This window comes from Streptomyces sp. NPDC111516 (assembly GCF_055635345.1).
The window spans coordinates 63,664-84,497 of the sequence record NZ_JBVKBV010000014.1 but is presented as its reverse complement, the minus strand read 5'-3'; the positions used below and the strand labels follow the sequence as shown (position 1 = coordinate 84,497).

22 protein-coding genes and 1 tRNA gene are annotated in these 20,834 nt (G+C 68.7%); 6 read left to right on the top strand and 17 right to left on the bottom strand.

Annotated features, from left to right (window positions below; translation table 11 throughout):
* Window positions 1–96: 96 nt before the first annotated feature.
* The 3 genes from ACZ7L9_RS24555 to ACZ7L9_RS24545 form a co-directional block, all read right to left on the bottom strand.
* Window positions 97–738, bottom strand: a complete 642-nt coding sequence (locus tag ACZ7L9_RS24555) for an IclR family transcriptional regulator (RefSeq protein WP_124723277.1) — start codon at window positions 736–738, stop codon at window positions 97–99.
* Window positions 739–1,076: 338 nt separating this feature from the next.
* Entirely contained in the window at window positions 1,077–3,074 is a 1,998-nt protein-coding gene (locus tag ACZ7L9_RS24550) for a hypothetical protein (RefSeq protein WP_471418124.1), read from the bottom strand.
* 141 nt (window positions 3,075–3,215) lie between these two features.
* Window positions 3,216–4,832, bottom strand: coding sequence for a WxL domain-containing protein (locus ACZ7L9_RS24545; RefSeq protein WP_471418122.1), 1,617 nt, complete (start codon window positions 4,830–4,832; stop codon window positions 3,216–3,218).
* 312 nt (window positions 4,833–5,144) lie between these two features.
* Between ACZ7L9_RS24545 and ACZ7L9_RS24540 the strand changes: the two genes are divergently transcribed.
* Window positions 5,145–5,714: a hypothetical protein gene (locus tag ACZ7L9_RS24540; protein ID WP_471418120.1), complete on the top strand. Its 570-nt coding sequence runs from the start codon at window positions 5,145–5,147 to the stop codon at window positions 5,712–5,714.
* A 173-nt stretch (window positions 5,715–5,887) separates the two neighbouring features.
* On the opposite strand, the gene ACZ7L9_RS24535 is transcribed toward ACZ7L9_RS24540, so the two are convergent.
* The 4 genes from ACZ7L9_RS24535 to ACZ7L9_RS24520 all read right to left on the bottom strand — a co-directional run bounded on the left by ACZ7L9_RS24535 (window position 5,888) and on the right by ACZ7L9_RS24520 (window position 9,908).
* Entirely contained in the window at window positions 5,888–7,669 is a 1,782-nt protein-coding gene (locus tag ACZ7L9_RS24535; RefSeq protein WP_471418118.1) for a DEAD/DEAH box helicase, read from the bottom strand.
* Between the two features lie 151 nt (window positions 7,670–7,820).
* Window positions 7,821–8,210 carry a type II toxin-antitoxin system death-on-curing family toxin gene (locus tag ACZ7L9_RS24530; protein ID WP_471418116.1) on the bottom strand — a complete coding sequence of 130 codons (390 nt, stop codon included), beginning with the start codon at window positions 8,208–8,210 and terminating at the stop codon, window positions 7,821–7,823.
* On the bottom strand, window positions 8,207–8,407 hold the full coding sequence (locus ACZ7L9_RS24525; protein ID WP_026290595.1) for a ribbon-helix-helix protein, CopG family: 201 nt from the start codon (window positions 8,405–8,407) through the stop codon (window positions 8,207–8,209). Before ACZ7L9_RS24525 ends, ACZ7L9_RS24530 begins: the two co-directional genes overlap by 4 nt.
* Before the next feature lie 40 nt (window positions 8,408–8,447).
* Window positions 8,448–9,908, bottom strand: a complete 1,461-nt coding sequence (locus ACZ7L9_RS24520) for an MFS transporter (protein WP_471418113.1) — start codon at window positions 9,906–9,908, stop codon at window positions 8,448–8,450.
* Between the two features lie 186 nt (window positions 9,909–10,094).
* Here ACZ7L9_RS24520 and ACZ7L9_RS24515 point away from each other — a divergent pair.
* Together ACZ7L9_RS24515 and ACZ7L9_RS24510 are read left to right on the top strand one after the other, a co-directional pair.
* Window positions 10,095–10,166, top strand: a tRNA-Cys gene (locus tag ACZ7L9_RS24515).
* Between the two features lie 232 nt (window positions 10,167–10,398).
* The gene (locus ACZ7L9_RS24510; protein WP_471418111.1) at window positions 10,399–10,914 is read left to right on the top strand and encodes a hypothetical protein; all 516 of its coding nucleotides are present in this window, start codon (window positions 10,399–10,401) and stop codon (window positions 10,912–10,914) included.
* Window positions 10,915–11,018: 104 nt separating this feature from the next.
* Here the strand turns inward: ACZ7L9_RS24510 and ACZ7L9_RS24505 are convergent, their stop codons facing one another.
* Window positions 11,019–11,162 (bottom strand): hypothetical protein, encoded by a 144-nt coding sequence (locus ACZ7L9_RS24505; protein ID WP_471418109.1) that lies wholly within the window; start codon window positions 11,160–11,162, stop codon window positions 11,019–11,021.
* A gap of 95 nt (window positions 11,163–11,257) precedes the next feature.
* Here ACZ7L9_RS24505 and ACZ7L9_RS24500 point away from each other — a divergent pair, with 95 nt between their 5' ends.
* Window positions 11,258–11,833 (top strand): RNA polymerase sigma factor, encoded by a 576-nt coding sequence (locus ACZ7L9_RS24500; protein ID WP_471418107.1) that lies wholly within the window; start codon window positions 11,258–11,260, stop codon window positions 11,831–11,833.
* Window positions 11,830–12,567, top strand: a complete 738-nt coding sequence (locus ACZ7L9_RS24495; protein WP_471418105.1) for a hypothetical protein — start codon at window positions 11,830–11,832, stop codon at window positions 12,565–12,567. Before ACZ7L9_RS24500 ends, ACZ7L9_RS24495 begins: the two co-directional genes overlap by 4 nt.
* Window positions 12,568–12,783: 216 nt before the next feature.
* Here ACZ7L9_RS24495 and ACZ7L9_RS24490 read toward each other — a convergent pair whose 3' ends face one another.
* From ACZ7L9_RS24490 to ACZ7L9_RS24475, 4 genes are all read right to left on the bottom strand, one after another.
* The gene (locus ACZ7L9_RS24490; RefSeq protein WP_471418103.1) at window positions 12,784–13,299 is read right to left on the bottom strand and encodes a DUF1269 domain-containing protein; all 516 of its coding nucleotides are present in this window, start codon (window positions 13,297–13,299) and stop codon (window positions 12,784–12,786) included.
* A gap of 98 nt (window positions 13,300–13,397) precedes the next feature.
* Window positions 13,398–13,961, bottom strand: coding sequence for an AAA family ATPase (locus ACZ7L9_RS24485; protein ID WP_471418101.1), 564 nt, complete (start codon window positions 13,959–13,961; stop codon window positions 13,398–13,400).
* An 11-nt stretch (window positions 13,962–13,972) separates the two neighbouring features.
* Entirely contained in the window at window positions 13,973–14,215 is a 243-nt protein-coding gene (locus ACZ7L9_RS24480) for a DUF397 domain-containing protein (RefSeq protein ID WP_471418323.1), read from the bottom strand.
* Between the two features lie 2 nt (window positions 14,216–14,217).
* Window positions 14,218–15,033 carry a helix-turn-helix domain-containing protein gene (locus ACZ7L9_RS24475; protein ID WP_471418099.1) on the bottom strand — a complete coding sequence of 272 codons (816 nt, stop codon included), beginning with the start codon at window positions 15,031–15,033 and terminating at the stop codon, window positions 14,218–14,220.
* Window positions 15,034–15,117: 84 nt separating this feature from the next.
* Between ACZ7L9_RS24475 and ACZ7L9_RS24470 the strand changes: the two genes are divergently transcribed.
* The gene (locus ACZ7L9_RS24470) at window positions 15,118–15,525 is read left to right on the top strand and encodes a hypothetical protein (RefSeq protein ID WP_471418097.1); all 408 of its coding nucleotides are present in this window, start codon (window positions 15,118–15,120) and stop codon (window positions 15,523–15,525) included.
* A gap of 73 nt (window positions 15,526–15,598) precedes the next feature.
* On the opposite strand, the gene ACZ7L9_RS24465 is transcribed toward ACZ7L9_RS24470, so the two are convergent.
* The 5 genes from ACZ7L9_RS24465 to ACZ7L9_RS24445 form a co-directional block, all read right to left on the bottom strand.
* Window positions 15,599–16,321 carry a hypothetical protein gene (locus ACZ7L9_RS24465; protein ID WP_471418095.1) on the bottom strand — a complete coding sequence of 241 codons (723 nt, stop codon included), beginning with the start codon at window positions 16,319–16,321 and terminating at the stop codon, window positions 15,599–15,601.
* A gap of 14 nt (window positions 16,322–16,335) precedes the next feature.
* On the bottom strand, window positions 16,336–17,412 hold the full coding sequence (locus tag ACZ7L9_RS24460; RefSeq protein ID WP_471418093.1) for a hypothetical protein: 1,077 nt from the start codon (window positions 17,410–17,412) through the stop codon (window positions 16,336–16,338).
* A gap of 60 nt (window positions 17,413–17,472) precedes the next feature.
* The gene (locus tag ACZ7L9_RS24455; protein WP_471418091.1) at window positions 17,473–19,749 is read right to left on the bottom strand and encodes a hypothetical protein; all 2,277 of its coding nucleotides are present in this window, start codon (window positions 19,747–19,749) and stop codon (window positions 17,473–17,475) included.
* A 48-nt stretch (window positions 19,750–19,797) separates the two neighbouring features.
* Window positions 19,798–20,223, bottom strand: a complete 426-nt coding sequence (locus ACZ7L9_RS24450) for a hypothetical protein (protein WP_471418089.1) — start codon at window positions 20,221–20,223, stop codon at window positions 19,798–19,800.
* 158 nt (window positions 20,224–20,381) lie between these two features.
* Window positions 20,382–20,657: a thioredoxin domain-containing protein gene (locus ACZ7L9_RS24445; RefSeq protein WP_471418087.1), complete on the bottom strand. Its 276-nt coding sequence runs from the start codon at window positions 20,655–20,657 to the stop codon at window positions 20,382–20,384.
* Between the last annotated feature and the right edge of the window lie 177 nt (window positions 20,658–20,834).

The window sequence follows — 20,834 nt, the reverse complement described above, 5'->3', positions numbered from 1 at the left end:
GGGATCGTCCGCCTTGCCGCTTTGTCCTCAATGGCCGGACCGGCTTGATTTTGCCCGGCCGGGCTTGATCTGCCCGCCCGGCCGCCCCAGGTTGCGCTACCTCAGCGCGTCCGCCACCTCACGGGCCGCGTCCACGACGCGGGGGCCGACGCGTTCGGGTACGGAATCGGCGAGCATCACCACTCCGACGCTGCCCTCGACCCCCGTCACTCCGACCAGCGCGGCCGCCGCCCCGCTCGCCCCGGCTTCCAGTTCGCCGTGGGTGAGGGTGAAGGCGGTCTCCCCCACCGGCTTCTGGCGGGCGGCGAGTATCGCCCGGCCCGCAGCACCCCGGTCCAGCGGGTGGCGGAAGCCGGCCCGGTAGGCCACGTGGTAGTCGGTCCAGGTCGGCTCGACGACCGCGACGGCCAGCGCGTCACTGCCGTCGACCAGCGTGAGGTGGGCGGTGGCCCCGATGTCCTCCGCGAGGGACCGCAGCGCGGGCAGCGCGGCCTCCCGTACGAGCGGATGGACCTGGCGGCCCAGGCGCAGCACGCCCAGGCCCACCCTGGCCCGGCCGCCCAGATCACGGCGTACCAGGGCGTGCTGTTCCAGTGTGGCGAGCAGACGGTAGACCACTGTTCGGTTGACGCCGAGTTTGTTGGACAACTCGGTGACGGTCAGGCCGTGGTCGGTGTCGGCGAGCAGCTTGAGGACCCGTAGTCCCCGGTCGAGCGTCTGGGAGGTCTCCGCGGTCACGACGCCCTCTCCTCTGTGGTGAGCGGCGGCGGCTGGTTCCCGTGGCATGTGCGCCGCCGGTCCCAGCGGCGACGCACGGAGAGGCCGCCGGCCTGGCCAAGGCACCGGCTGCGCTCCGCGGCGGCATTGCCACGGGGCGTTCATTTTTTGGGACAGTAGCGAGCCAGTCCGCTCAGCGGAAGACCTCGTCCAGAATCCGGGCGTCCGTGGAAGTGGAGTTGCGGTGAAGAAGCATAAGCGCCGGTCAGTGGGGCGCCGGCCGAATCCTGAACGTCTACGCGCGTCCAGGTCGGCCGACGCCTCGGCGACACACTCCGCACACCAGACGCGAACGGCCGTTAACCCACCGTGAACGACTGCTGCACAATCTTTCCGTTCACGAGCACCTCGCAGGCCCTGATCGCCCTCGTCCCGGGGTCGCGGACGGTGAAGTTCAGGGCGAAAGTGCCGTCGAGTCCGATGACCCGGGTGACGTACGAGTCCGAGGTCTGCTTACCGTCGGCGGTGCGGCCGGTCACCGACACCGTGGCGACGGGGGCGAAGCCCCGGCCGGTCACCTGGACCACCGTGCCGACGGGCCCCTCGGGCGGCGACAGCGCGAAAGCCGGCCCGGCGGGAGCGGTCCCGTCCTGGACGGTGAACGCCGCCGTCTCGGTGCGCGGGTTGACGAGGACTTCCCGGACCCGGATCGCGACGGTGTCGGCGGCGTTGACGGTGAAGGTCTGCGAGAACGCCCCGTCCAGCCCGACCACCTTGGTCTTCACCGGGTCGGACGTCTGCGATCCGTCGGCCCGCAGCCCGACGATGGACACGGTGGCCACCTTCGCGAAGCCCTGGCCGAGGACGGTGACGGCGGTGCCTTTCGGGCCTGCCGACGGGGTGAGGACGACGAAGGTCGGGGCGACGGTCAGCGGGGTGAGGGCCTGCGCTCCCCCGGCTGTGACCTGGAGCGCGTACACGGCGCGTGGGGTGGATCCGGCCACGGTGACCGTACCGGCGAGCGTTCCGTCGGCGTTGATCCGGAGCGTGGAGCCGCTGATCCGGGCGCTGTCGCAGGCGCTGCCGTCGGCGGCGCAGAGCGCGGCGGCGGGCGTGGTGCCGGTCGGCCAGTCGCCGCCGGAGAGAGTGATCGTCCCGCCGGGTTTGACCTTCGCCGCCCCCGCGGAGAGCGTCGCGGAGGCATCGGTCACGGTGAACGGCGTGGTCAGTACGGTGGCCGGGTCGTTGCCCTCGTCGACCTGGATCGAGGTGATGGCCGGGTCGGAGACGGTGAAGTCGGCGCTGAATGTGCCGTCGGGGGTGCTCTTCACGTAGACGGCGGTGTCGTCGAGCGTCGCCCCGCTCGCGTCCAGACCGACGGTGTTGATCCACCGGTCCTGGAAGTAGTTGCTGCCGGTGACCTCGATGACGCTGCCCAGCGGGGCGCCGGAGCGGGAGAGCGCGATGGTCCGCGGGCCGCCGGGGACGTACGCCTTGACGGTCAGGGGTGCGGTCGCCTCCTTCGTACCGTCGCCGACCTTCACCAGGTACGAGCCGTCGGGCACCGCGCCCGCGGCGGCGAGCACCGCGTTTCCGGTCAGTTCGCCCGAGCCGCTGATCGCGAGGGTGCCGGAGACGAACTTGCCGGTGTCGCAGCCCCCGCCGTCCGCCGCGCACAGGGACGGTACGGGGGTGGCGCCGGCGGTCCACAGGCTGCCGGACAGGGCGACCGCGGTGGACGGCCGGACGGCGGTGGACGGCGCGGTCAGGGTGGCGGGCAGGCCCGCGGTTCCCTCGGCGTCCACGGTGCCGATGGAGCCGCCGCCGCTGATCACGTCGCACGGGGTCTCGTAGGTGGAACCGAGCACCTTCGTACGCGTCAGATTGCGCACCGGGGTGAAGGAGATCGGTCCGCTCGCGTTGGCGGGGATGATGAAGTCCCCTTCGTACGGCGGGATTTCGATGGGCTTCCCGGACGGGATGTCGAGGTTGATCTGTGGTCCGGTGACAGTGACCGTACCGGTCGCGCCGCCCGACATGGCGAAGTCGATGCTGGGGGTGGTCGGCACATTGCTCAGGCTGAGTCCGCTGGTGGCGGGCGACGGACCGAGGGTGACCCTGGCGTGGACCTTGCCACCCGGGTCGACGACGGCCGGCGAGAGGTCGACGCTCATCTGCTGCGGCCCGGTGGCCTCGCCCTGCCCCGCGGGCAGGGAGCAGTGGACGGTCGGGGTGACGGTGCCGGCGTGGGCGGCGGGGGCGAGTGCGAGGGTTCCGCCGGTCCAGACGAGCACGGCCCCGGTGGTGAGGGCGACGGCCCGGCGTAACGTTCTTCTCGATCTCGGCAGCAAGGACATGCGGCTCCTCCGTGACTACGGGAAATCTCCGACTACGGGAAATCTCTGAATTCGACATGGGCGACGCCCGCCTGCTCCCTGCGAAACGGAGCGGGCGGGCGTCTCCGGGTACGCGCCTTTCCTTCCTTTCCCTGGCGGCTTTCAGAGAAGGGTGAGCGTCAGGGTGGCGCTGTAATCTCCGGGCCGGGTGGTTCCGGGCACCGTCAGCACGAGATCGGCGTCGGCGTCGAACCGGCCGCCGGTGAACGGACGGGAGCCGTCCGGATTCATCCGGCAGAGACTCGCCGCCTCACTCCCGAGCGCGGCGGGCGATCCGGCCACCGGCACGCCCACGCTCCCGTTCTGCGCCGCGCACTTGGGCGTCCACCGGACGGCGCCCGCCGGGATGGTGTCCCCGCCGGCGCTGGTGAATCCGGTGAGGGTGGCGGTCAGGGACCAGCCGCTGTTGACGCCGCGGGCGTCCTCCACCTCGACCCGGTTGAGCCGGGAGCGCTGCACCCCGCTGCCGGTGCCCAGGACCGTGGTACCGAAGTCGACGGTGCCGCCGTCCTGGACCATGGACAGCGTGCCGGCCCGGACCGAGGTGTTCAGCTTCTGGTCGGCGCTGCCACCTCCCCCTCCCCCGTCCGTGGTGACGGTGAACGGGGTGGTCCGTACGGTGGCGGGGTCGTTGCCCTCGTCGGCCTGGACGGCGACGACGGCATCGGAGATCACGGTGAACTCGACGGCGAACGTGCCGTCCGAGCCGCTCTTGACGTAGACCGCACTGTCGTCGAGCCCGGTGCCCGTCGCGTCGAGACCGATGACGTTGATCCAGCGGTCCGGGTTGTAGTTCTTTCCGCTGACCGTGATCACGCTGCCGACGGGTCCGCTGCTCCGCGAGAGCGTGATCTCGCGGTCGCCGGCCGCGACGGCCTTGACGGTGAGGGGAGCGGTGGCTTCCTTCGTGCCGTCGTTGACCTTCACCTCGTACGTGCCGTCCGGCACCGCCCCGGCCTCCGCGAGGGTGGCCGTGCCGTGCAGCGTTCCGTAGCTGTCGATGGTGAGGGTGTGGCCCTTGAACTTCAGCGGGTCGCAGCCGCCACCGCCCTTCGCGCAGAGCGAGGGCACGGGGGCGCCGCCCGGCGTCCAGCCCGAACCCCCCAGTGTGACGGGGGTGTTGGGGCGTACGGGGTCGGCGGGGGCGGTCAGGGTGGCGGGCTCGGAGCCGGCGCCCTCCGCCGTGACGGTGCCGATGGAGCCGCCTCCGTCGACCACGTCACACGGCGTCTCGAAGACCGAGCCGAGCACCTTGGTCTGCGTCAGCGTACGGACCGGGGCGAAGGAGATCTCCCCCGAGGCGTCCGCGGGGACCAGGAAGTCGCCCTCGTACGGCGGGAGTTCGATGGGCTTCCCGGCCGGGATGTCCATCGTGAACTCGGCGCCCCGCACGGTGACGGTGCCGGTGGCCCCGCCGGACATCGCGAGGTCGAGGCTGGGGATGGTCGGCACGTCCTCCAGCGGCAGACCGCTGGTGGCGGGGGACGGGCCCAGCGTGACCTTGGCGTGCACCTTGCCGCCCGGGGCGACGACCGCGGGCGACAGCTCGACGGTCATCTCCTGCGGGCCGGTCGCCTCGCCCTGACCTGCGGGCAGCGTGCAGTGGACGGTCGGGGTGACCGTGCCGGCGGCCTGCCGCGCGGCCGTCCCGGCCGCCTGGGCGGTGGCCCCGACGCAGCTCAGGGACAGTACGAAGCAGGCAGCGAGCAGACCGGTCACGCCAGGTCTTCGTCGTCGAATCACCAGACACCCCTCCATGGCCCATTGATTTGCGCACATTGAGGAGGTCGCACGCAGAGAAGTCAAGAGAGAATTGACTGATCCTTAGGGCGAGAGTGATCGTTATCTGAAATGCCTGAAAAGCATTTCCGCAAGCACTTTTCACGTACCTGTTGACATCTCTTGACTTCTCTGAAGATCACAGTTTCACTGCACCCGACATGCCGGGCCCGGCACACAGTTCCGCAAGAAGATCGCACACGGCGATTTCTTCGAATCCGCGGAATTCACCCGGAAGGAGTTCCTCCCGTCATGTCGATCATTTCTGTACGGCCGTCGAGAGTACGGCCGTCGAACCGAAGACGCGTCCGCGTCCCGCTGGTGCTCGCCGCCGCCTGTTCCGCGGGCGCCGCGCTCGCCCTGGCGCCGACGGCCCAGGCGGTGACTCCGCTCACCGCGACGGCCACGTACAACTGCGGGGCCTGGGGCAGCGGTATCGCGACCCTGACCGCTGCCGACTCGGGCACGGCCAAGACCATCAAGATCACGTCCACGGCGATCACGATGCCGACCGGCACCAGCGCCGACCCGAACAGCATCACAACGACGCTCAAGCTCACCAAGACCTCGGGCGGCGTCACCAGTCAGGTGCAGTTCTCCGGAAAGACCAACCCCGGTATGAGCGGCGGCAGCCCGATCACCCTGGGCCCGCTGAAGCTCACCTCCGGCACCCTGGCGGCGGGTGACCGCACCGATTCCGTGGTGCTGGCCGCTCCCCCGAGCGCCACCAACTGGTCACTGCAGATCGTGGCCTCGTCCCCGACGTCGGCCACGGTTCCGTGCGTGGCCACGGCCAACCAGTCCGCACCGTTCACCTGGTAGCCGTACGTCCGGCAGCCGTACGTACGACATCCACTCACCCGGCAACGACACCCGACCCGCACCCGGCGACCGAGCCTGATCCGCACCTGGTCAGCACCTGATCCGCACCGACGACGCCGGCCCGGGGCGAGGACCGCTGTCCCGCCCCGGGCCGGCACTTCACGAGAGCGTCCTCACCTCATCCGGGTGGCCCACTCCTGGACCTTCTTGATCCGCTGCTGGATCTGCCCGGCCGTCGCCTCCGCACTCGGCGGCCCGCCGCACACCCGCCGCAGCTCGGTGTGGATCACCCCGTGCGGCTTGCCGCTCTGGTGCGTGTACGCCGACACCATCGTGTTGAGCTGCTTGCGCAGCCCCAGCAGCTGCTTGTGCGTGACCACGGGCCGCGACTCGGCCGGCTTCTCCAGCAGGTCGGCCTCCCCGGCCGGCTTCTGGCGGCTGTGCGCGATCTGCCGGGTCTGCCGCTTCTGGAGCAGCAGCTGCACCTGATCGGGTTCCAGCAGCCCCGGAATCCCCAGGTAGTCCTGCTCCTCCTCGCTCCCGGGGTGCGCCTGCATGCCGAATTCGGCACCGTCGTACAGCACCCGGTCGAAGACCGCGTCGGATTCGAGGGCCTCGAAGGGCAGCTGGTCCTCGGTCTCCTCGTCCTCCAGCTTCTCCGCGTCGGCGAGGAGCTTGTCCTCCTCCGCGAACGGGTTCTCCTCGTCGCTGCCCTTCTTGGGCTTGTCGAGGACGTGGTCCCGTTCGACCTCCATCTCGTTGGCGAAGTCGAGCAGCATCGGAATCGTCGGCACGAAGACGGAAGCCGTCTCGCCGCGCCTGCGCGAGCGCACGAAACGCCCGACGGCCTGCGCGAAGAAGAGCGGCGTGGAGATGGTGGTGGCGTACACGCCCACGGCGAGGCGCGGCACGTCGACACCTTCCGACACCATGCGGACCGCGACCATCCAGCGCGAGTCGTCCTCGCTGAACTTGTCGATCCTCTTCGACGCGGCCTTCTCGTCGGAGAGGACCACGGTGGCCTTCTCGCCGGTGACCTTCTTCAGGATCTTCGCGTATTCGCGCGCCGATTCCTGGTCGGTGGCGATGACGAGCCCACCCGCATCCGGAATGCCCTTGCGGACTTCGGTCAGCCGCTTGTCGGCGGCGCTCAGCACATTGGGGATCCACTCCCCGGTGGGCGCGAGCGCGGTGCGCCAGGCCTGTCCGATGGCGTCCTTGGTCATCGGCTCGCCGAGCCGGGCGGCGATCTCGTCCCCGGCCTTGGTGCGCCAGCGCATGTTGCCGCTGTAGCTGAGGAAGATCACGGGCCGGACCACGCCGTCGGCGAGCGCGTTGCCGTAGCCGTAGGTGTAGTCGGCGGAGGAGCGCCGGATGCCGTCGTTGCCCTCCTCGTACACGACGAAGGGGATCGGGTTGGTGTCGGACCGGAACGGCGTACCGGTGAGGGCGAGCCGCCGGGTGGCCGGGTCGAACGCCTCCTGGCAGGCCTCGCCCCAGGACTTCGAGTCACCGGCGTGGTGGATTTCGTCGAGGATCACGAGCGTCTTGCGCTGCTCGCACCGGTTGCGGTGCAGCATCGGCCGGACGCCGACACCCGCGTAGGTGACCGCGACGCCGTCGTACTCCCTGCTCAGCGGACCGGCGCTGTACTCGGGGTCGAGCTTGATGCCTATCCGGGCCGCGGCCTCGGCCCACTGCTTCTTCAGGTGCTCGGTCGGCGCGACGACGGTGACCTGCTGCACCACGTGGTGGTGCAGCAGCCATGACGCGAGGGTCAGCGCGAAGGTGGTCTTCCCCGCGCCGGGGGTGGCGACCGCGAGGAAGTCGCGCGGCTGTTCCTGGATGTACTTCTCCATGGCGCCCTGCTGCCAGGCTCGCAGCTTGCCGGCCGTGCCCCAGGGGGCGCGGCCGGGGAAGGCGGGTGAGAGGTGGTGGGAGGCGGTAGTAGTCACGGTCTCCGGTTCGGGTCTCTCGGGTACGTGGGGCGCTGTCCGTACGGGCCGGGAGGGACTCGTACGCGATACGACAACCGGGCCACCCTACCGGGGGGCCGGGCGTGAGCCGCCTCGAACTACGCCGCCCCGCGCGGAATTGCGATGGCTGTCACACGTCGTCGACGACCAGCTCACGCAGCCCCTGAGAGATGACTTTCACCTCGTCCATTTCCCCCGTGGCCACCGCGATGACCAGGCGTTCCGCGGCATCGATGTCCGGGCGCAGATCGATCCCGTTCATCGCGAGGAAGGTCACGCACGACAGCCAGGCCGTACGTTTGTTGCCGTCGAAGAACGGGTGGTTGATCGCCAAGGACTGCAGGAGCGCGGCGGCCTTGTCGATCGGATCCGGGTATGCCTCCTCGCCGAACATGGCCGCGGAGGGGCGGTGGGCCGCCGATTCGAGGAGCCCGGCGTCGCGCACGACGACGTGCATATCCGCGCAGGCATGCTCGGCGATGACGAGGATGTCCTCGGAGGTCAGGTAGACACAGGTCACTTGAGCCGCTCCATGAGCTCGCTCCACTTGGCCGCCTGCTCCTTGGCCGTCTTGCGGACGATGGCCTGTTGAGCGGTCCTGGCCAGGTAGTCGTCCACAGCCTGCAGCAGTATGGCGTGCATGCTGGTCCCCTCCTGCTCGGCGCGCTGCTTGAGTGCTTCGGTCTGATCGTCACGAAGACGCAGGTTCATAGCCATACCAAAACGGTACCACCGAGTGAGGCCAGAGTGGTACCAGCTACCGCGTCCGCACCCGCGCCGCCACCCACGCCCCCACCAGCGCCACTCCCGCCATCGGCAGGAAGACCACCGCGAAGGCCCCCGGATGGGACGCGGAGGCCCCCGCCTCCACGGCCTCGTGCACGGCCCCCACCGCGCCGCCGCCGAGCGCCGCGAAGGCCGCCCCGCCGGCGGCCAGCAGCAGGACGTTCGACAGCCCGTCGGAGATCTGGAGGGCGGCCGAGTTCGCCCCCGCCTCCTGAGGCGCCGACAGCTTCAGCAGCAGCACGCTCGTCGAGGCGATCACCATGCCCATGCCGAAGCACCCGAAGGCCCAGGCCACGGCCACGGTCCAGACCGGCACCGCCTCGATCAGCACGGACGGCGCGGCCGCGATCGCCGCGGCGACCAGCACCATGCCGCCCACCATCAACCGCTCCCGGTACGGCTCCAGGCGCGGCCGGGACTGTACGTACGAACCGAGCGCCCAGGTCCCGCCCCCGGCCGCGAGCGACAGCCCGGCCAGCGTGGGACTCAGCCCGCGCTGGGTCACCAGCATCAGCGGTACGAACGACTCGGCGGCGATGAACGACCCGGCCGCGACCCCGCGCAGCAGCACCACCGAGGGCAACCCGCGCGCCGCCCGGCCCGTGCCCGGTGGCAGCAGTCCGCGCACGGCGGGGACGAGCAGCCCGAACCCGACAACCGCCACAAGCAGCGCGAACCAGTTCCGCTCCTGCCCGGCGTACTGGAGCAGCCCGGCTCCCAGCGAGATCCCGAGCGCGAGCAGGATGCGACGCCGGTCGTACGGCTCGACGGGCGCCGCGGGATCGGCCGGCCCCGACGCCCGGCGCCGGATCGCGGGCAGCGCGAGCGCCAGCGGGAACACCACGAGGACCGGGATGCCGATGAAGACCCACCGCCACCCCAGGTGCTCGGTCACGCTCCCGGCGGCGAGCGGCCCGACCACGGACGGGATCACCCAGCTCGCCGCGAACGCGGCCATGATCGACGGCCGCAGATGCTCCGGATACGCCCGGCTGATCACCACGTACAACGCCACGATCACCAGCCCGCCGCCGAGCCCCTGGACGGCCCGTCCGGCGATGAACATCCACATGCTGCCCGCCGTACCCGACAGCAGCAGCCCGGCCCCGAAGGCGCTGATCCCGGTGGCGAGCGGCGCCAGCGGCCCGCGCCGGTCCGCCCACTGCCCGGAGAGAACCATCGCGAACAGGCTGGTGGTGAAGTACGCGGAGAACGCGAACGCGTAGAGCGGGATGCCGTGCAGCTCACGGGCGGCGACCGGCATCGCGGTCCCCACGGCGGTCGCCTCGAAGGCGATCAGGAACACGACGGAGACGATGCCGATACTCAGCGCCCGATAGGTCCGCTCGAGTACCCCTTCGGATCCGGCAGCGACAGGGGCGTCCACGGCAAGGGGCGAGACATCGACGTCGTCACGCGGTTCCACACTCATGAGCCCCAGAGTAAGGGGCGAGATCCCATATGAGCCCTGTCGCGAGGCGGTCCGCCGCTCGTCCGTTGGTCGTAGGACCGCAGGGCGGTTCGTGAACGCGGTATGGCAGTCGTGTTGCGGCCCGCCGCGCACCCTTGAGCAGCGCGGACACCCGGCCCTACGGTCGAACCACGACGAGGAACACACGGCCGTGTGCCCGAGTGGTTCAGGGGCTCGACTGCAACTCGAGTGACACCGGTTCGAATCCGGTCACGGCCTCGCAGACGAAGCCGCCCGCCCCGGGGAAGTTCCGGGGCGGCGGCTTTCCCGGGTCCGGGGCGCGCGCCACGTCGTCCCGGACAGCGTCCTCCGCCGTGAACCCGGCCCCCGCTGCATGCTGGAGCTTCAGGAGCGTGGGCCGTTCGGGTTGCCGAGGGGGCTTCATGTCAACTGCTGTGACAGGGCGGGCAGTTCACCCCTACTGTCCGAGAGGCTCTCTAGGGTGGGCGGCATGGCTGATCGCACAGACCACGGCGTCGACCCGCAGACCCACCCCGACCTGCTGCCATGGCTGACCGAACGCGCCCAGAGCTTCGAGCACTGGGCCGAGGACACCAGCAACCCCCAGGCATGGGACTTCTCCCCCCAGTCCCTGGACGTGCTGGAAGACCTCATCCGCAGCCACTACGACAGCGCCGCGGAGAGCCGCACAGCGCGACGCGACGCATTCCTTCAAGGGGCATGCTGGTACATCGGAGAAGTGGTCGGCCGCGCCCGGGGGGCGGTGTGGAAGTTCGATCCGTTCGCCGTGAAGGGCGCCGAACTGCCGTCCCTGTTCGGCGAGGCGGATCCGTCGGGGGTCATCGACGACCCCTGCGTGGGGGCACCCGGAGAGGACACGGAGGAGGCCATCTATCCGATGGGCGCCGTGCACGGACTGTTCTCCACCGAAGACGAGCTGGGCAACCCCATCGAGCAGCACCTCTCCCACGTGCTGAGCGACTTCTACGAAGACGACGAGGAGTAGCCGGGGTGCCGCCGCGATCGTGGCCGGTGGGTCGAGTGTTCTGAGCACGGCGGAGAGTTGCTTGTCGCCAGGGGTCTCCAGCCCCCGGCAGTGTGAGCCGTCGGTCAGCTCAGCCGGGCATCCGCGTAGACGACCATCGCGCCGCGCTGGTCGACGGCCGGCCCGTCGGCGATCTTGTCGTTGTTCGCACCTGTGCGTCCCTCTGCGAACCCGCGGACCGGCTCGATACCCCAAGCGGTGTGGTCCACATCACGTGGAACTCCCGCTTCTGCGTCTGGCAGAGATAGGTATGGATCCAGGTTTTCGAGCCCGCATACGGGCAGGTGACGAGGGCGCGTTCAGCGTGCTGTTCCGCAAGCACGGCAGGGCCGTGTACAACCACTGCTTCCGGCTGACCGGGGACTGGACAGGTGCGGAGGACTGCACCTCGCTGGTCTTCCTCGAGGCGTGGCGGCTTCGGGAGAAGGCCGAGCCGAGCGGCGGAAGCCTGCTGCCGTGGCTGCTGGGGATAGCGAACTATGTGGTGCACCGTCGTCGGCGGGTCGCCCGCCGGCACCAGGCGCTGATGGAACACATGCCGGCTCCCAGGCTGCTGCCCGACTTTGCCGATGAGGTGGTCGGGCGGCTGGAGGATCAGGAGCGGATCGCTGCGGTGCGGCAGGTCCTGGGCCGCCTGTCGCGATCCGACCGCGAAGTGCTGGCCTTGTGTGTCTGGGCGGGGCTGGACTACACAGCGGCCGGGCAGACACTCGGCGTGCCCATAGGAACAGTCCGCTCCCGTCTGTCGCGGGCCCGGCGTCGGCTGGACAAACTCGCCCGAAAAAATCTTGGTCTTGCCATGGAACCCGCAGCCCAAGGCTGGCAGCTAACAGGTGACCGCACCGACGCGGTCAGGCCGCACGAAAGGAAAGCGCGATGAACCGGGACCAGGACGACGACCTGCAGGCACTGCGTCGCAAGCTGCCGGCGCCCGCCGAACGCGACTTCCCAGCCGGCCGCCGGCACCAGCGTGAGGAACACCTGATGACCAGTTGGTTGACCATGTCACGTCGCACCGACAAGCGCCGGAACCTGGGGGTGCGCATCGCGCTCCCGGCGGGCCTCGCCGCAGCCGCAGCGGGCATTGTTCTGACAGTACTGCCCGCCCAGACCGCGGCCGCCTACACCCTGCAGACCGCTGCTGACGGCGCCGTCAAGCTCACGATCGTCGACCCGTCCGGCAAGATCGACCTCGACGGACTGCAGAAGGGCCTGGACCGGCTCGGCGTCCACAGCCGCGTTTACGCCGGCGACCCCGACTGTGCCGCACAGCCGTCCACCTATGCGAGCCCCGAGCCCAAGCCTGGTGACGCCTCGCCGTCCGCTCCCTCGAGCCCCGAGCCTGAGCCTGGTGACGCCTCGCCGTCCACCTCCGCGAGCCCCGAGCCTGAGCATGGAGATGAGGGCTGGGAAATCAGCAGCCAGGACGGCAAGCCCGTCCTGTCCGTCAACCCCGGCAAGATGCCCGCGGACAAGCAGCTGCAGATCGTCTTCCCGCTCGCCAAGACCGACCCCGCCCACGCTTACGCCATCATCACGGCTGGACTGGGGGACAGCCCGGGCCCTGACTGCGTGCCCGCCCCGCCGGCCGGCGCTGTCCACTTCAACCGGTAGGAGCTGGGGCAGTGCCTGCGCAGTCCACTCCCATGGCACTGTCGGGCGTCCCTGATCTGGCTGATCAGGGACGCCCAACCGCCCCAGACCTCCGAAGATCCGCCAAAGCGATTTCCACCGACCTGAATCTGCACCGGGCCCCCAGATACGAAAGGCGACCACCCTGCGCGCGGCGCGGGCAGTCGCCTCCTCTCGTACGGTCCGGAGATCAGGAGATCAGGAGGCGATCGTCGTGTCTTCCTTGAGCGCTTCCTTCACCATCTCCCGCAGCTGTGCCTCGTCCTCCTTGCTGAGCGAGGTCTGCACGAGCTGACCACCGAACTTGACGATCTCGGGGATGACCTTGTCGCGGGCGGACTTCCTGACGAGCACGAAGACGGCGGCGGCGCCGGGCCGGAGATTGGCGCTCAGCTCCTTCATGAAGTCGTCGTTGACTCCGGTGTCGACAGCGGACCCTCCGGCGGCACCGGCCGCGGCGCCCACCGCGGCACCGAGGAACGGCACGAGGAAGAGCAGCCCGATGACGCTTCCCCACAGCGCGCCGCCCGCGGCACCGTTGGTCACGTGGTTGACGGCTTGATGCAGCTTGATCTTGCCGTCCTTCGCACGCCGTTCGACGACGACGACGTCCTCCAGCTCGACGAGGTGCTCGCGGTTCATGGACAGCAGCTTGTCCCGGACCTGGTCGGCGGTGGCGAGATCGTCGTAGGCGATGACGAACAGGTTGCTCATGCGGCTGACTCCTCCGGTTGGTGCGTTACCGCACCAACCATAGAGGAACTGCTAATAAATAAGACATTAGGTCCGAACGCGTCGGCCCTACAGCCGCTTCAGCCCTCCGCCGCTCCCACCACCCGCGCCCGCTCAAGACTCGCAAGTACCGCGTCGACCGTCTGCTCCACAGTCTGCCCGGTCGTGTCCAGCCAGAGTCCGATCCGCGGCGTCTCCTCCCGCAGCACCCGGTCCAGCGACTCGACCGTCCAGCCGCCCCCGTAACCGCTCTTGGTGCGCCCGGCCTCCCGCTCGGCAACGGCCCCCGGATCGGGGGCGAGCACGACGACGTACAGCGGCTGCGTCCGTACGAGTTCGACGTAGTCGGCCAACTCCTCGCCCAGCACCACGTCCTGTACCACGGCGGTCCAGCCTTCACCCGCGTACGCGTCAGCCGTCATCGCGGACAGCCGGTACCGGAGCCGGAGTTGGGCGACAGCCTCCTCATACGCACCCGGCACCATCTCGGCCCGCCCAGACACCACCATCCGCCGGAAGACATCCCCCCGCACATGGACAGCGCGCGGCAGCCGCTCGGCGAGGGCCTGGGCAACAGTGGACTTCCCGGAGGCCATCACGCCGGTGATGAGGACGACGGCGGGGCCGGGATCAGCGGCTCGCAACACGATCGCGGTCAGCCCGCGACGGCGCCGGCCAGAAAGGCGGTCCACGCGGCGGGGGCGACGGTGAAGGTGGGGCCGTCGACGACCTTGGAGTCGCGGACGTGGACGGTGTGGGGGCAGGTTGCGACCTCCACGCACGCCTCGCCCTCGTTGCCGCTGTAGCTGGACTTGCGCCAGTCGTAGGCGACTTCGACGCAGGCTTCGCCCTCGTTGTTGCTGTAACTGGACTTGAACCAGAAGAGCTCGGGCCCGATGGTCACAGTTGCCTCGCCTTCGTTTCGATGATCTCCGCCGACTTCCAGGGGTTGAGCGCCTGGGCCCGCAGGATGCCGAAGAGGTCGAACGTGTCCCCCACCTGCTCCGGCCTGGAGATCAACCTACCGCCGCCCTGCGCCTCCACGTACACCAGATTGCGGCCTTCCGCCGTGCACATCAACTGCATGGGCCCCATCAACCCCGCGTGCGTGTGCTGGTCCGAGGGCATGACCTGCACCGTGAGGTGGTTCATCCGCCCCATGCACTCCAGCAGATGCAGCAGTTGCTCCTTCAGCACCTCCGCGCCGCCGAGCGTCCGGTCCAGGATCGACTCCTCGATGACGAACCCGACGTACGGCGGAGGCGTACGCATCAGCACCGCCTGTCGTTCCAGTCGCGCCTCGACATGCCGGACGATCTCGTCCTCGGTGTACGCGGGTTTGCGTGCCCGGTACAGGGCGAAGGCGTACGCCTCCGTCTGGAGCAGCCCCGGAATCAGCATCGTCTCGTACGCGCTGATGACCCGCGCCTGCCGCTCCAGCCGCGCCCAGTCCAGGAACTTCGCCGGGTACTTCTCCTCGTCGATCAGCTCGACGCACGCCTTCAACGCACCGCCCGCGACGAAGACCCGGTCCGCGTCGGCAAGCAGCTCCAGCGACGGGATGCGCTCCGCCCGCTCGACCGCCCCCATCAGCGACTCCGAGATCAACAGCTGGTCCGCCGCGTCCTTCTGCGTGAGCCCGGCCCGCACCCGATGGATACGGATCAGGTCCCCCACCAGCCTGCGCACCCGCGACGGCTCACCACTGTTCCCCACAGCCACCACCACCCTCACCACATCCCGCCGATGTGCATCGCGTCCTCCTGGTCACGCTACGCAGCCGACGGAATCCTCATAGCCATGACGAGCAAGAAACGCCCCGAATGGGTACCTGCCGCCGGACTCCACCTCCACCTGACCGGCATCCACTTCGACGCCATCCGGCTGCGCGGCGTACGGGGCGAGGCAGTGCTGCACCACCTCGGAACCCTCACCGAGGGCGAACCGGGCCCGGTCGTACGGGAGATCGCCGGCGGTCGGTGGATGTACTTCCTGATCCCGCCCGGGTCGAGCAAGGAGTACGACTGGCCACCGGGCGCCAGGTGCTTCGGGCCGGCCGCCCGTGACCAGTACGTCGGAATCCCCGCACCCGACGGCAACACGTACCCGCTGAGCTGGCGGTGCGGGGCGCCGAAGGAAGGGGAGTTCGTGGACGTGGAGCTGCTGTACGGGCTGGTGATGGCGCAGTTGGCGCCGGAGGAGGGGTGAGGCGGGCGCGGTCGCACGACCAGGAGCGGACCGTCACGCTCCGGGCCGTGAAACCTGCCGAGTAAGGGGACCGTCAGCTGCCGATCCTGGCGCGGAATGCGTCCATGGTCATGGTCTTGTCCGCGCTCGGGAGCGTGACGGTCTTCTTCTTGCCGAAATCCAGGTAAGTCGTGCTGCTGTCGCGGCCGTCGCGCGTCGACTTCAGCTTCAGCAGATACGCCGGGTCCTTGGCGCTGACGTAGTAGGTGTCCGTCGCCGATGCCGAAGCGGACACCTTGACGGCACGGGCCGGGGTGCCGTTCACCGTGGCGTCATCGGACGGGGCATAACGTCCGGTGGGGGACAGAGCGAAGTACGCGTCGCAGCCCTGCCCCGACTTCGTGGTGACATACACGTCGTCCAGGTCGGCGGGGACGGTGATCTCCCGGCCCTGCTGCTTCAGGCTCGCGGCGAACAGGTTGGAGCTGATGTACGTCACGCCGTCCTGGCAATACATGTTGCCGCCGGTGGTGCCGCTGACCTCGATGCGGAGACCCTGCTGCGGGTTCCACGTCATGCGCTGGAGGGCTCCGTCGTACGCGGTCGAGGTCCCGACCGCGCTGAAGGACGTGGTGCGCATCGTCTCGTTCACGGCCTCGATGCGCGCGGCGGCGGAACCGCCGGTCGTGTCATCGGCGGCAGCCGAAGCGGACGAGGACGACGACGTGGACTTCTCCTCACCGGAGCTGTCGCTGCACGCGACTGCCCCCGTCAGGAGCAGGGCGGCCGCGGCTGCTGCACGGAAGAGGGAAGACATGAACGGTCCTTCTGCTAGGGGAGGGCGACGCGCGGGCACGAGTGGGCAGCGGCCGTCGCGTCGAGGAAGTTCTGGAACGTGGCTTTCTTGACCTTCGCGATCGCGCCCCAGTCGCGGTGGACGCTGTCGATCAGGGCCCCCTCGTATCCAGTGTTCCAGTGCGCGGAAAAGTGCACGTCACTACTGTCACAGTGGAGAACGACCTGGTCGCTTCTCGCAACCCCCTTGCCGCCAGGGAGCGCTTTGAAGCCGTACGGATACTTCTGAGCCGCCTCGACGAAATTCTTGTCCGACGTCACGGCAAAGGAAACGGCCCCCTTGGCCGACCCCGCCAGGCTCAGGTCACACGCCCACGTGTCGGCACTTCCGTCGTTCACCTGCTCCAGGTCCGGTTCGGCCCGGGAGACGACCACGGCCGCCTTCGGCAGCGCGAAGCCCCGTACTCCACATACGTTCTGGACATCTGTCGTCCGCGAGGCGGACGGGGCTGCGAGATCGGGGGCGGCTGAGAGTGCCGCCGTGCCGCAGCCGGCCTTTTCGGCGACCTGCCGCGCCGAGCGGGTCAGCAACCGGGCCAGACCGGCCGCGTCCACCGCCCCCTTCTGCACCTCGGCTTCCACGATCGCCACTCCGCTGCCGTCCTGCCAGCTGCCGAACTTGTCCCAGCAAGGCTTCGGCAGGACCACGTACCCGCCAAAGTCCTGCGACACGGCACCGGTCACGCCTCCCTTGAAGTAGGACCGGGCAGCAGGGTTCTTCCAGACATGGGTCGTGAAGGGGAAAGCCCCTTGTCTACTGTCCGTGCTGATTTTCACCCGCTGGTCGTCGCCTCCGATGAAACGGCTGGTGCGCTCGACCGTGCACGTGAACCCGGGCCGCTGCGGATCGGCCTGCCCGGACACCTGCGATACGCGGCCGGTGGAGTCCAGAGCGGCCCGCACATCCCCGCTCCCCAGCCTGCCGCCACAGAACGAGTCCGCGCCGAGGAGATTCGTGTTCCACCAGCAGTACGAGGAGGCGAGCGCGGCCACCACGACCAAGGCGCCCGCCGCCACAAGTACCGGCTTCTTCTTCCGCGTCTGGGCTGTCATGGTGCTGTTTACCGGTTCCTTACGTCGGGCCGTACGGGGTCGGTGTTCCACATGCGTTGATCAGGTACGGGACCGCAGGGCCTCGTACGCTATCTGGCGCCCGCCCACGTAGCTCTGCCGGGCCTCTCCGGCCGCAGCCCCGATGATGGGGTCTTCTTCGTCCATGCCACGCTTGTCGCCCCACTTCCGGAAGTAGGTGTCGAGGTTGTCCTGTGCCATTTCGTTTCCCCGGCTCAACTCCTCCTTGGACAATGCGCCCTCCTCTGCCTGAATCCCTCCAAGCCACTCGTTGAGGCCCATGTCCACGAGGCGCTGGGCGCCGTCACCGATAACGGGAATGCCCGTGATCAGGCCCCCGCCGACGTGGTACCCGTAGAACCGGATGTTCCCGGCATCGTCGGTCTTGGCATCGTGGACATCCATCTTCACGTCGCCGCCGACCGCGTTGAGCGCGCCGGTGACCTCGCCGACCTTGCGGGCCTCGTTGGTGGCAGCGGTCACGTCCGGGATGTTCTTGCTCATCAGTTCCTCGGACATATAGCCCTGCTGGGCCTGGTATATACGCTCGTAGTTGGTGGTGTCATCGGCTTCGGAGACGCCGCGCATCATGCGGAGCAGGCTGCCGCGGCTGTTCTGGATCTGCGAGTCGTCGCCGTGTCCGTAGCTGTCCGCTTTCCCTGCGCGGCCGCCAGGCGCATCGCCGTCGATGATGTCGACGGCGTCCGGCGAGTAGTCCGCCAGGGCCTGGGACAGGGGATCGCGCAGGGCCGAGTAGTCGTCCTTGGCCAGCACCTCGTCGGCCCTGCCGACCCGCATGTGCTTGGGGTCCTCGCCGTACTTGCCGTCGGCGTCGCCGTAGTCGATGAGGTTGATCGTGTCGTGCATGACACGGGTCTGCGCGGCGGTGTGCCGGCCCAACTCGTCGCCTTCCCCGCCCGGCACGAGGCCGGTGGCGCCCGCCGACAGGGCGAGGCCGAGGCCGGTGCGTACGTCATTGTCGAACGTGTCCTTGCCGGTCACTTCGGCCTTGCCGGCCCAGTGCGAGGTGTCGACGTGGTCCCAGTCCCGCTCCTTGAGCAGGTACTCGAGGTTGTCGTTCTTCCCATTCGGGCCCGGGTCCAGGTAGCTCGTGGACGTGGCCGGGTCCTTGGACATGATGCCGAGGACACCGTCGAGCGGGTCGTTGGCGAACCAACCGTCGTTCTTGCCGCTGAAGTCGCCGCGCAGATCCCAGATGTCGGGGTTTCCGCCCTGCTTCTTGTCCTCGGCGGCCCGGATATCGGTGGCCATGTCCTTGAGGAACTGCCCCGAGTAGCCGTCGCCCTGCTCCATCAGCGTCACAAGGCTCTGATAGCCGCGCGCCTGCTGCCCGTGCCCGGTACTGAGCGCGATCTTGTCACCGGTGACGTCCAGGTCGAACTTCTGGACACCGGCCTTCTGCAGGTCGGAACGGAACTTCTTGTAGAACGCCGAGTCGGTGTCCTTCGTCGCCAGGGCAAGGGAATTGGCCAGGTCGTCCTGGAGCGCCGCGTACGTCCCCTTGTCCTTGCCGCCATGACTGAGGTCGCTGAGTTTGTTGGTGAACTTGATGGTCCCCGACGCCCCCAGGCTGTCCAGGAACATCTGGCTGAACTCTTTGTTCTTGGCGTTGTCACGGAAGGCGCGCTGCGCCTCCTTGATCTCCTGCGGAGTGGCGTCGCCGGAGTTGATGCGGGTGGCGATGTCGGCGAGCTCATCGGCTTCGTACTTCTCGATGTCACCGCTGGGTTTGCCGTTGAAGCCGTTCATGGTGCCGTCGGTGACATCCGAGTCGAGCACGACCCCCTTGAAGGCGATCTCGACGCCCTTGTCCGCGTCGTTGACGACCTTGACCGCGTTGTCGATGCGGTCCTGCCAGGAGCCGACCGCCTTCTGCACGCTCTGCTGGTAGTCAGGGTCGTGGTGGAGCGCGTTGCGATCGCCCTCGGTCAGCTTCTCGTAGTCGTACGTAACCACACCCTGGTCCGAGACCTTCATCCCGGCCTTGACCGCCTCGTCCCGGGCGGCCGTCAACTTGCCCTTGAGGTCGACGTACTGGCTGTGAGCGTCACGCAGAAGCGAGGCGATGGCTTTCGCCTCGGCCTGCGCGGACTGGAACTCGCGCAGCGTGATATCGAACCGCCTGTTGGCCGCTTCGGCACTCAGCCCCTGCCAGCCGGGGCCCGTCGAGATGCCGTGCACATCCCGCTTGTACGCGACCTCTTGGCCGTGGAACTTCTTGGCCATGCCGTCCCAGTTGGTGGCAGCTGTGGTGAGCGTGCCGAGATCCGTCGTCATGATCTCGTGGTACGTAGGCATCTCTGTCCCCGTGGAGTGCGTGTGTACGTGAGGGCGGGCGGCGGCCGGTCAGAACCCATCGAAGACGGACGGCGTACGCACACTCTTCACACCCGACCGGATGTCGAAGTCCGTGTTCGTCAGCAGGACGTTGGTGCTGCGCAGCGATGCCTTCTCCGAACCGAGTCGGTTCATCAGCGCGTGCACCTGCTCGCCCCACTTCTTGTGAGCCTTCTTCAGCGCGGACGACATGAGCCAGCCGTGGCCGTCCTTGGCGTCGAACGCCTTCACCACCCCGGACGTGTCCTCGTCCGCGTGGTGGCCTGCCTTCTTCGTGTCCGGCTCGATGTGATCCTCGATGGCCTTCGCGGCGGCCTTTTTCTCCGCGGGTGTCGAGACCAGGTTCTGCTGCCCGCCGCCAGAACCGCCGCCCTGGTCGGGGGCGTTCTGGTTGAGGCGCATACCTATCGCGTGTTCGGGCCCACCGGCTGACATGATCGGTTCCTCCCCCTGCGCCGCATGACACGGAACGTCAGCAGCGTTCGATCAACCTATCAACCCGAAACGGTTGTCGAAATGGAGACAGCGTAAAGGGGCGGGGCCGCATCGGAGCCGCTGTGCCTGGTGGGCGGGCAACAAGGCGTGGCTGCGGGCTACCTCAAGGCGTCCAGGGCGCCGAATACGCCTGCGGGCGCGGCGCGCTTGGTGTAGTCGGTGTCGGTGAAGGCCCAGCGAATGACGCCGTCGCGGTCGATGACGTAAGCGGCCGGGTGCGGCGGGCGGCGCGGGACCGCCTTTGACGCGTTGCAGGTCGAAGCCGAGGTTGTGTAGACGGCGGCGAGGTCGTCGGGGAGGTCGAATGCGAGGCCGTACGTCTTGGCGGCGGCCGAGCCGACGTCACCGAAAACAGTGAAGTCGTGGGCGTGCAATTTTCGGGCTCTCCTGCCGCATGTGTGTGCCCTGTGCGGCGCTGATACGTGAAACACGCCGCTGCCTGCCAGGCTTGGAGTGTCGAGCGACAAACCTGATCTCGCAGAAGCGGCATATTCAAGCGGATCCTGACGGTCGAGAACACCGTGGTCGAGGGCGTCCGCGGAGACGAGAAC

Bases quoted from the DNA above. Each gene is read 5' to 3' on its own strand.
- ACZ7L9_RS24550 (WP_471418124.1), bottom strand. From the start codon at position 3,074: ATGTCCTTGCTGCCGAGATCGAGAAGAACGTTACGCCGGGCCGTCGCC.
- ACZ7L9_RS24540 (WP_471418120.1), top strand. From the start codon at position 5,145: ATGTCGATCATTTCTGTACGGCCGTCGAGAGTACGGCCGTCGAACCGA.
- ACZ7L9_RS24525 (WP_026290595.1), bottom strand. From the start codon at position 8,407: ATGGCTATGAACCTGCGTCTTCGTGACGATCAGACCGAAGCACTCAAG.
- ACZ7L9_RS24520 (WP_471418113.1), bottom strand. From the start codon at position 9,908: ATGAGTGTGGAACCGCGTGACGACGTCGATGTCTCGCCCCTTGCCGTG.
- ACZ7L9_RS24510 (WP_471418111.1), top strand. From the start codon at position 10,399: ATGGCTGATCGCACAGACCACGGCGTCGACCCGCAGACCCACCCCGAC.
- ACZ7L9_RS24495 (WP_471418105.1), top strand. From the start codon at position 11,830: ATGAACCGGGACCAGGACGACGACCTGCAGGCACTGCGTCGCAAGCTG.
- ACZ7L9_RS24490 (WP_471418103.1), bottom strand. From the start codon at position 13,299: ATGAGCAACCTGTTCGTCATCGCCTACGACGATCTCGCCACCGCCGAC.
- ACZ7L9_RS24470 (WP_471418097.1), top strand. From the start codon at position 15,118: ATGACGAGCAAGAAACGCCCCGAATGGGTACCTGCCGCCGGACTCCAC.
- ACZ7L9_RS24465 (WP_471418095.1), bottom strand. From the start codon at position 16,321: ATGTCTTCCCTCTTCCGTGCAGCAGCCGCGGCCGCCCTGCTCCTGACG.
- ACZ7L9_RS24460 (WP_471418093.1), bottom strand. From the start codon at position 17,412: ATGACAGCCCAGACGCGGAAGAAGAAGCCGGTACTTGTGGCGGCGGGC.
- ACZ7L9_RS24455 (WP_471418091.1), bottom strand. From the start codon at position 19,749: ATGCCTACGTACCACGAGATCATGACGACGGATCTCGGCACGCTCACC.
- ACZ7L9_RS24450 (WP_471418089.1), bottom strand. From the start codon at position 20,223: ATGTCAGCCGGTGGGCCCGAACACGCGATAGGTATGCGCCTCAACCAG.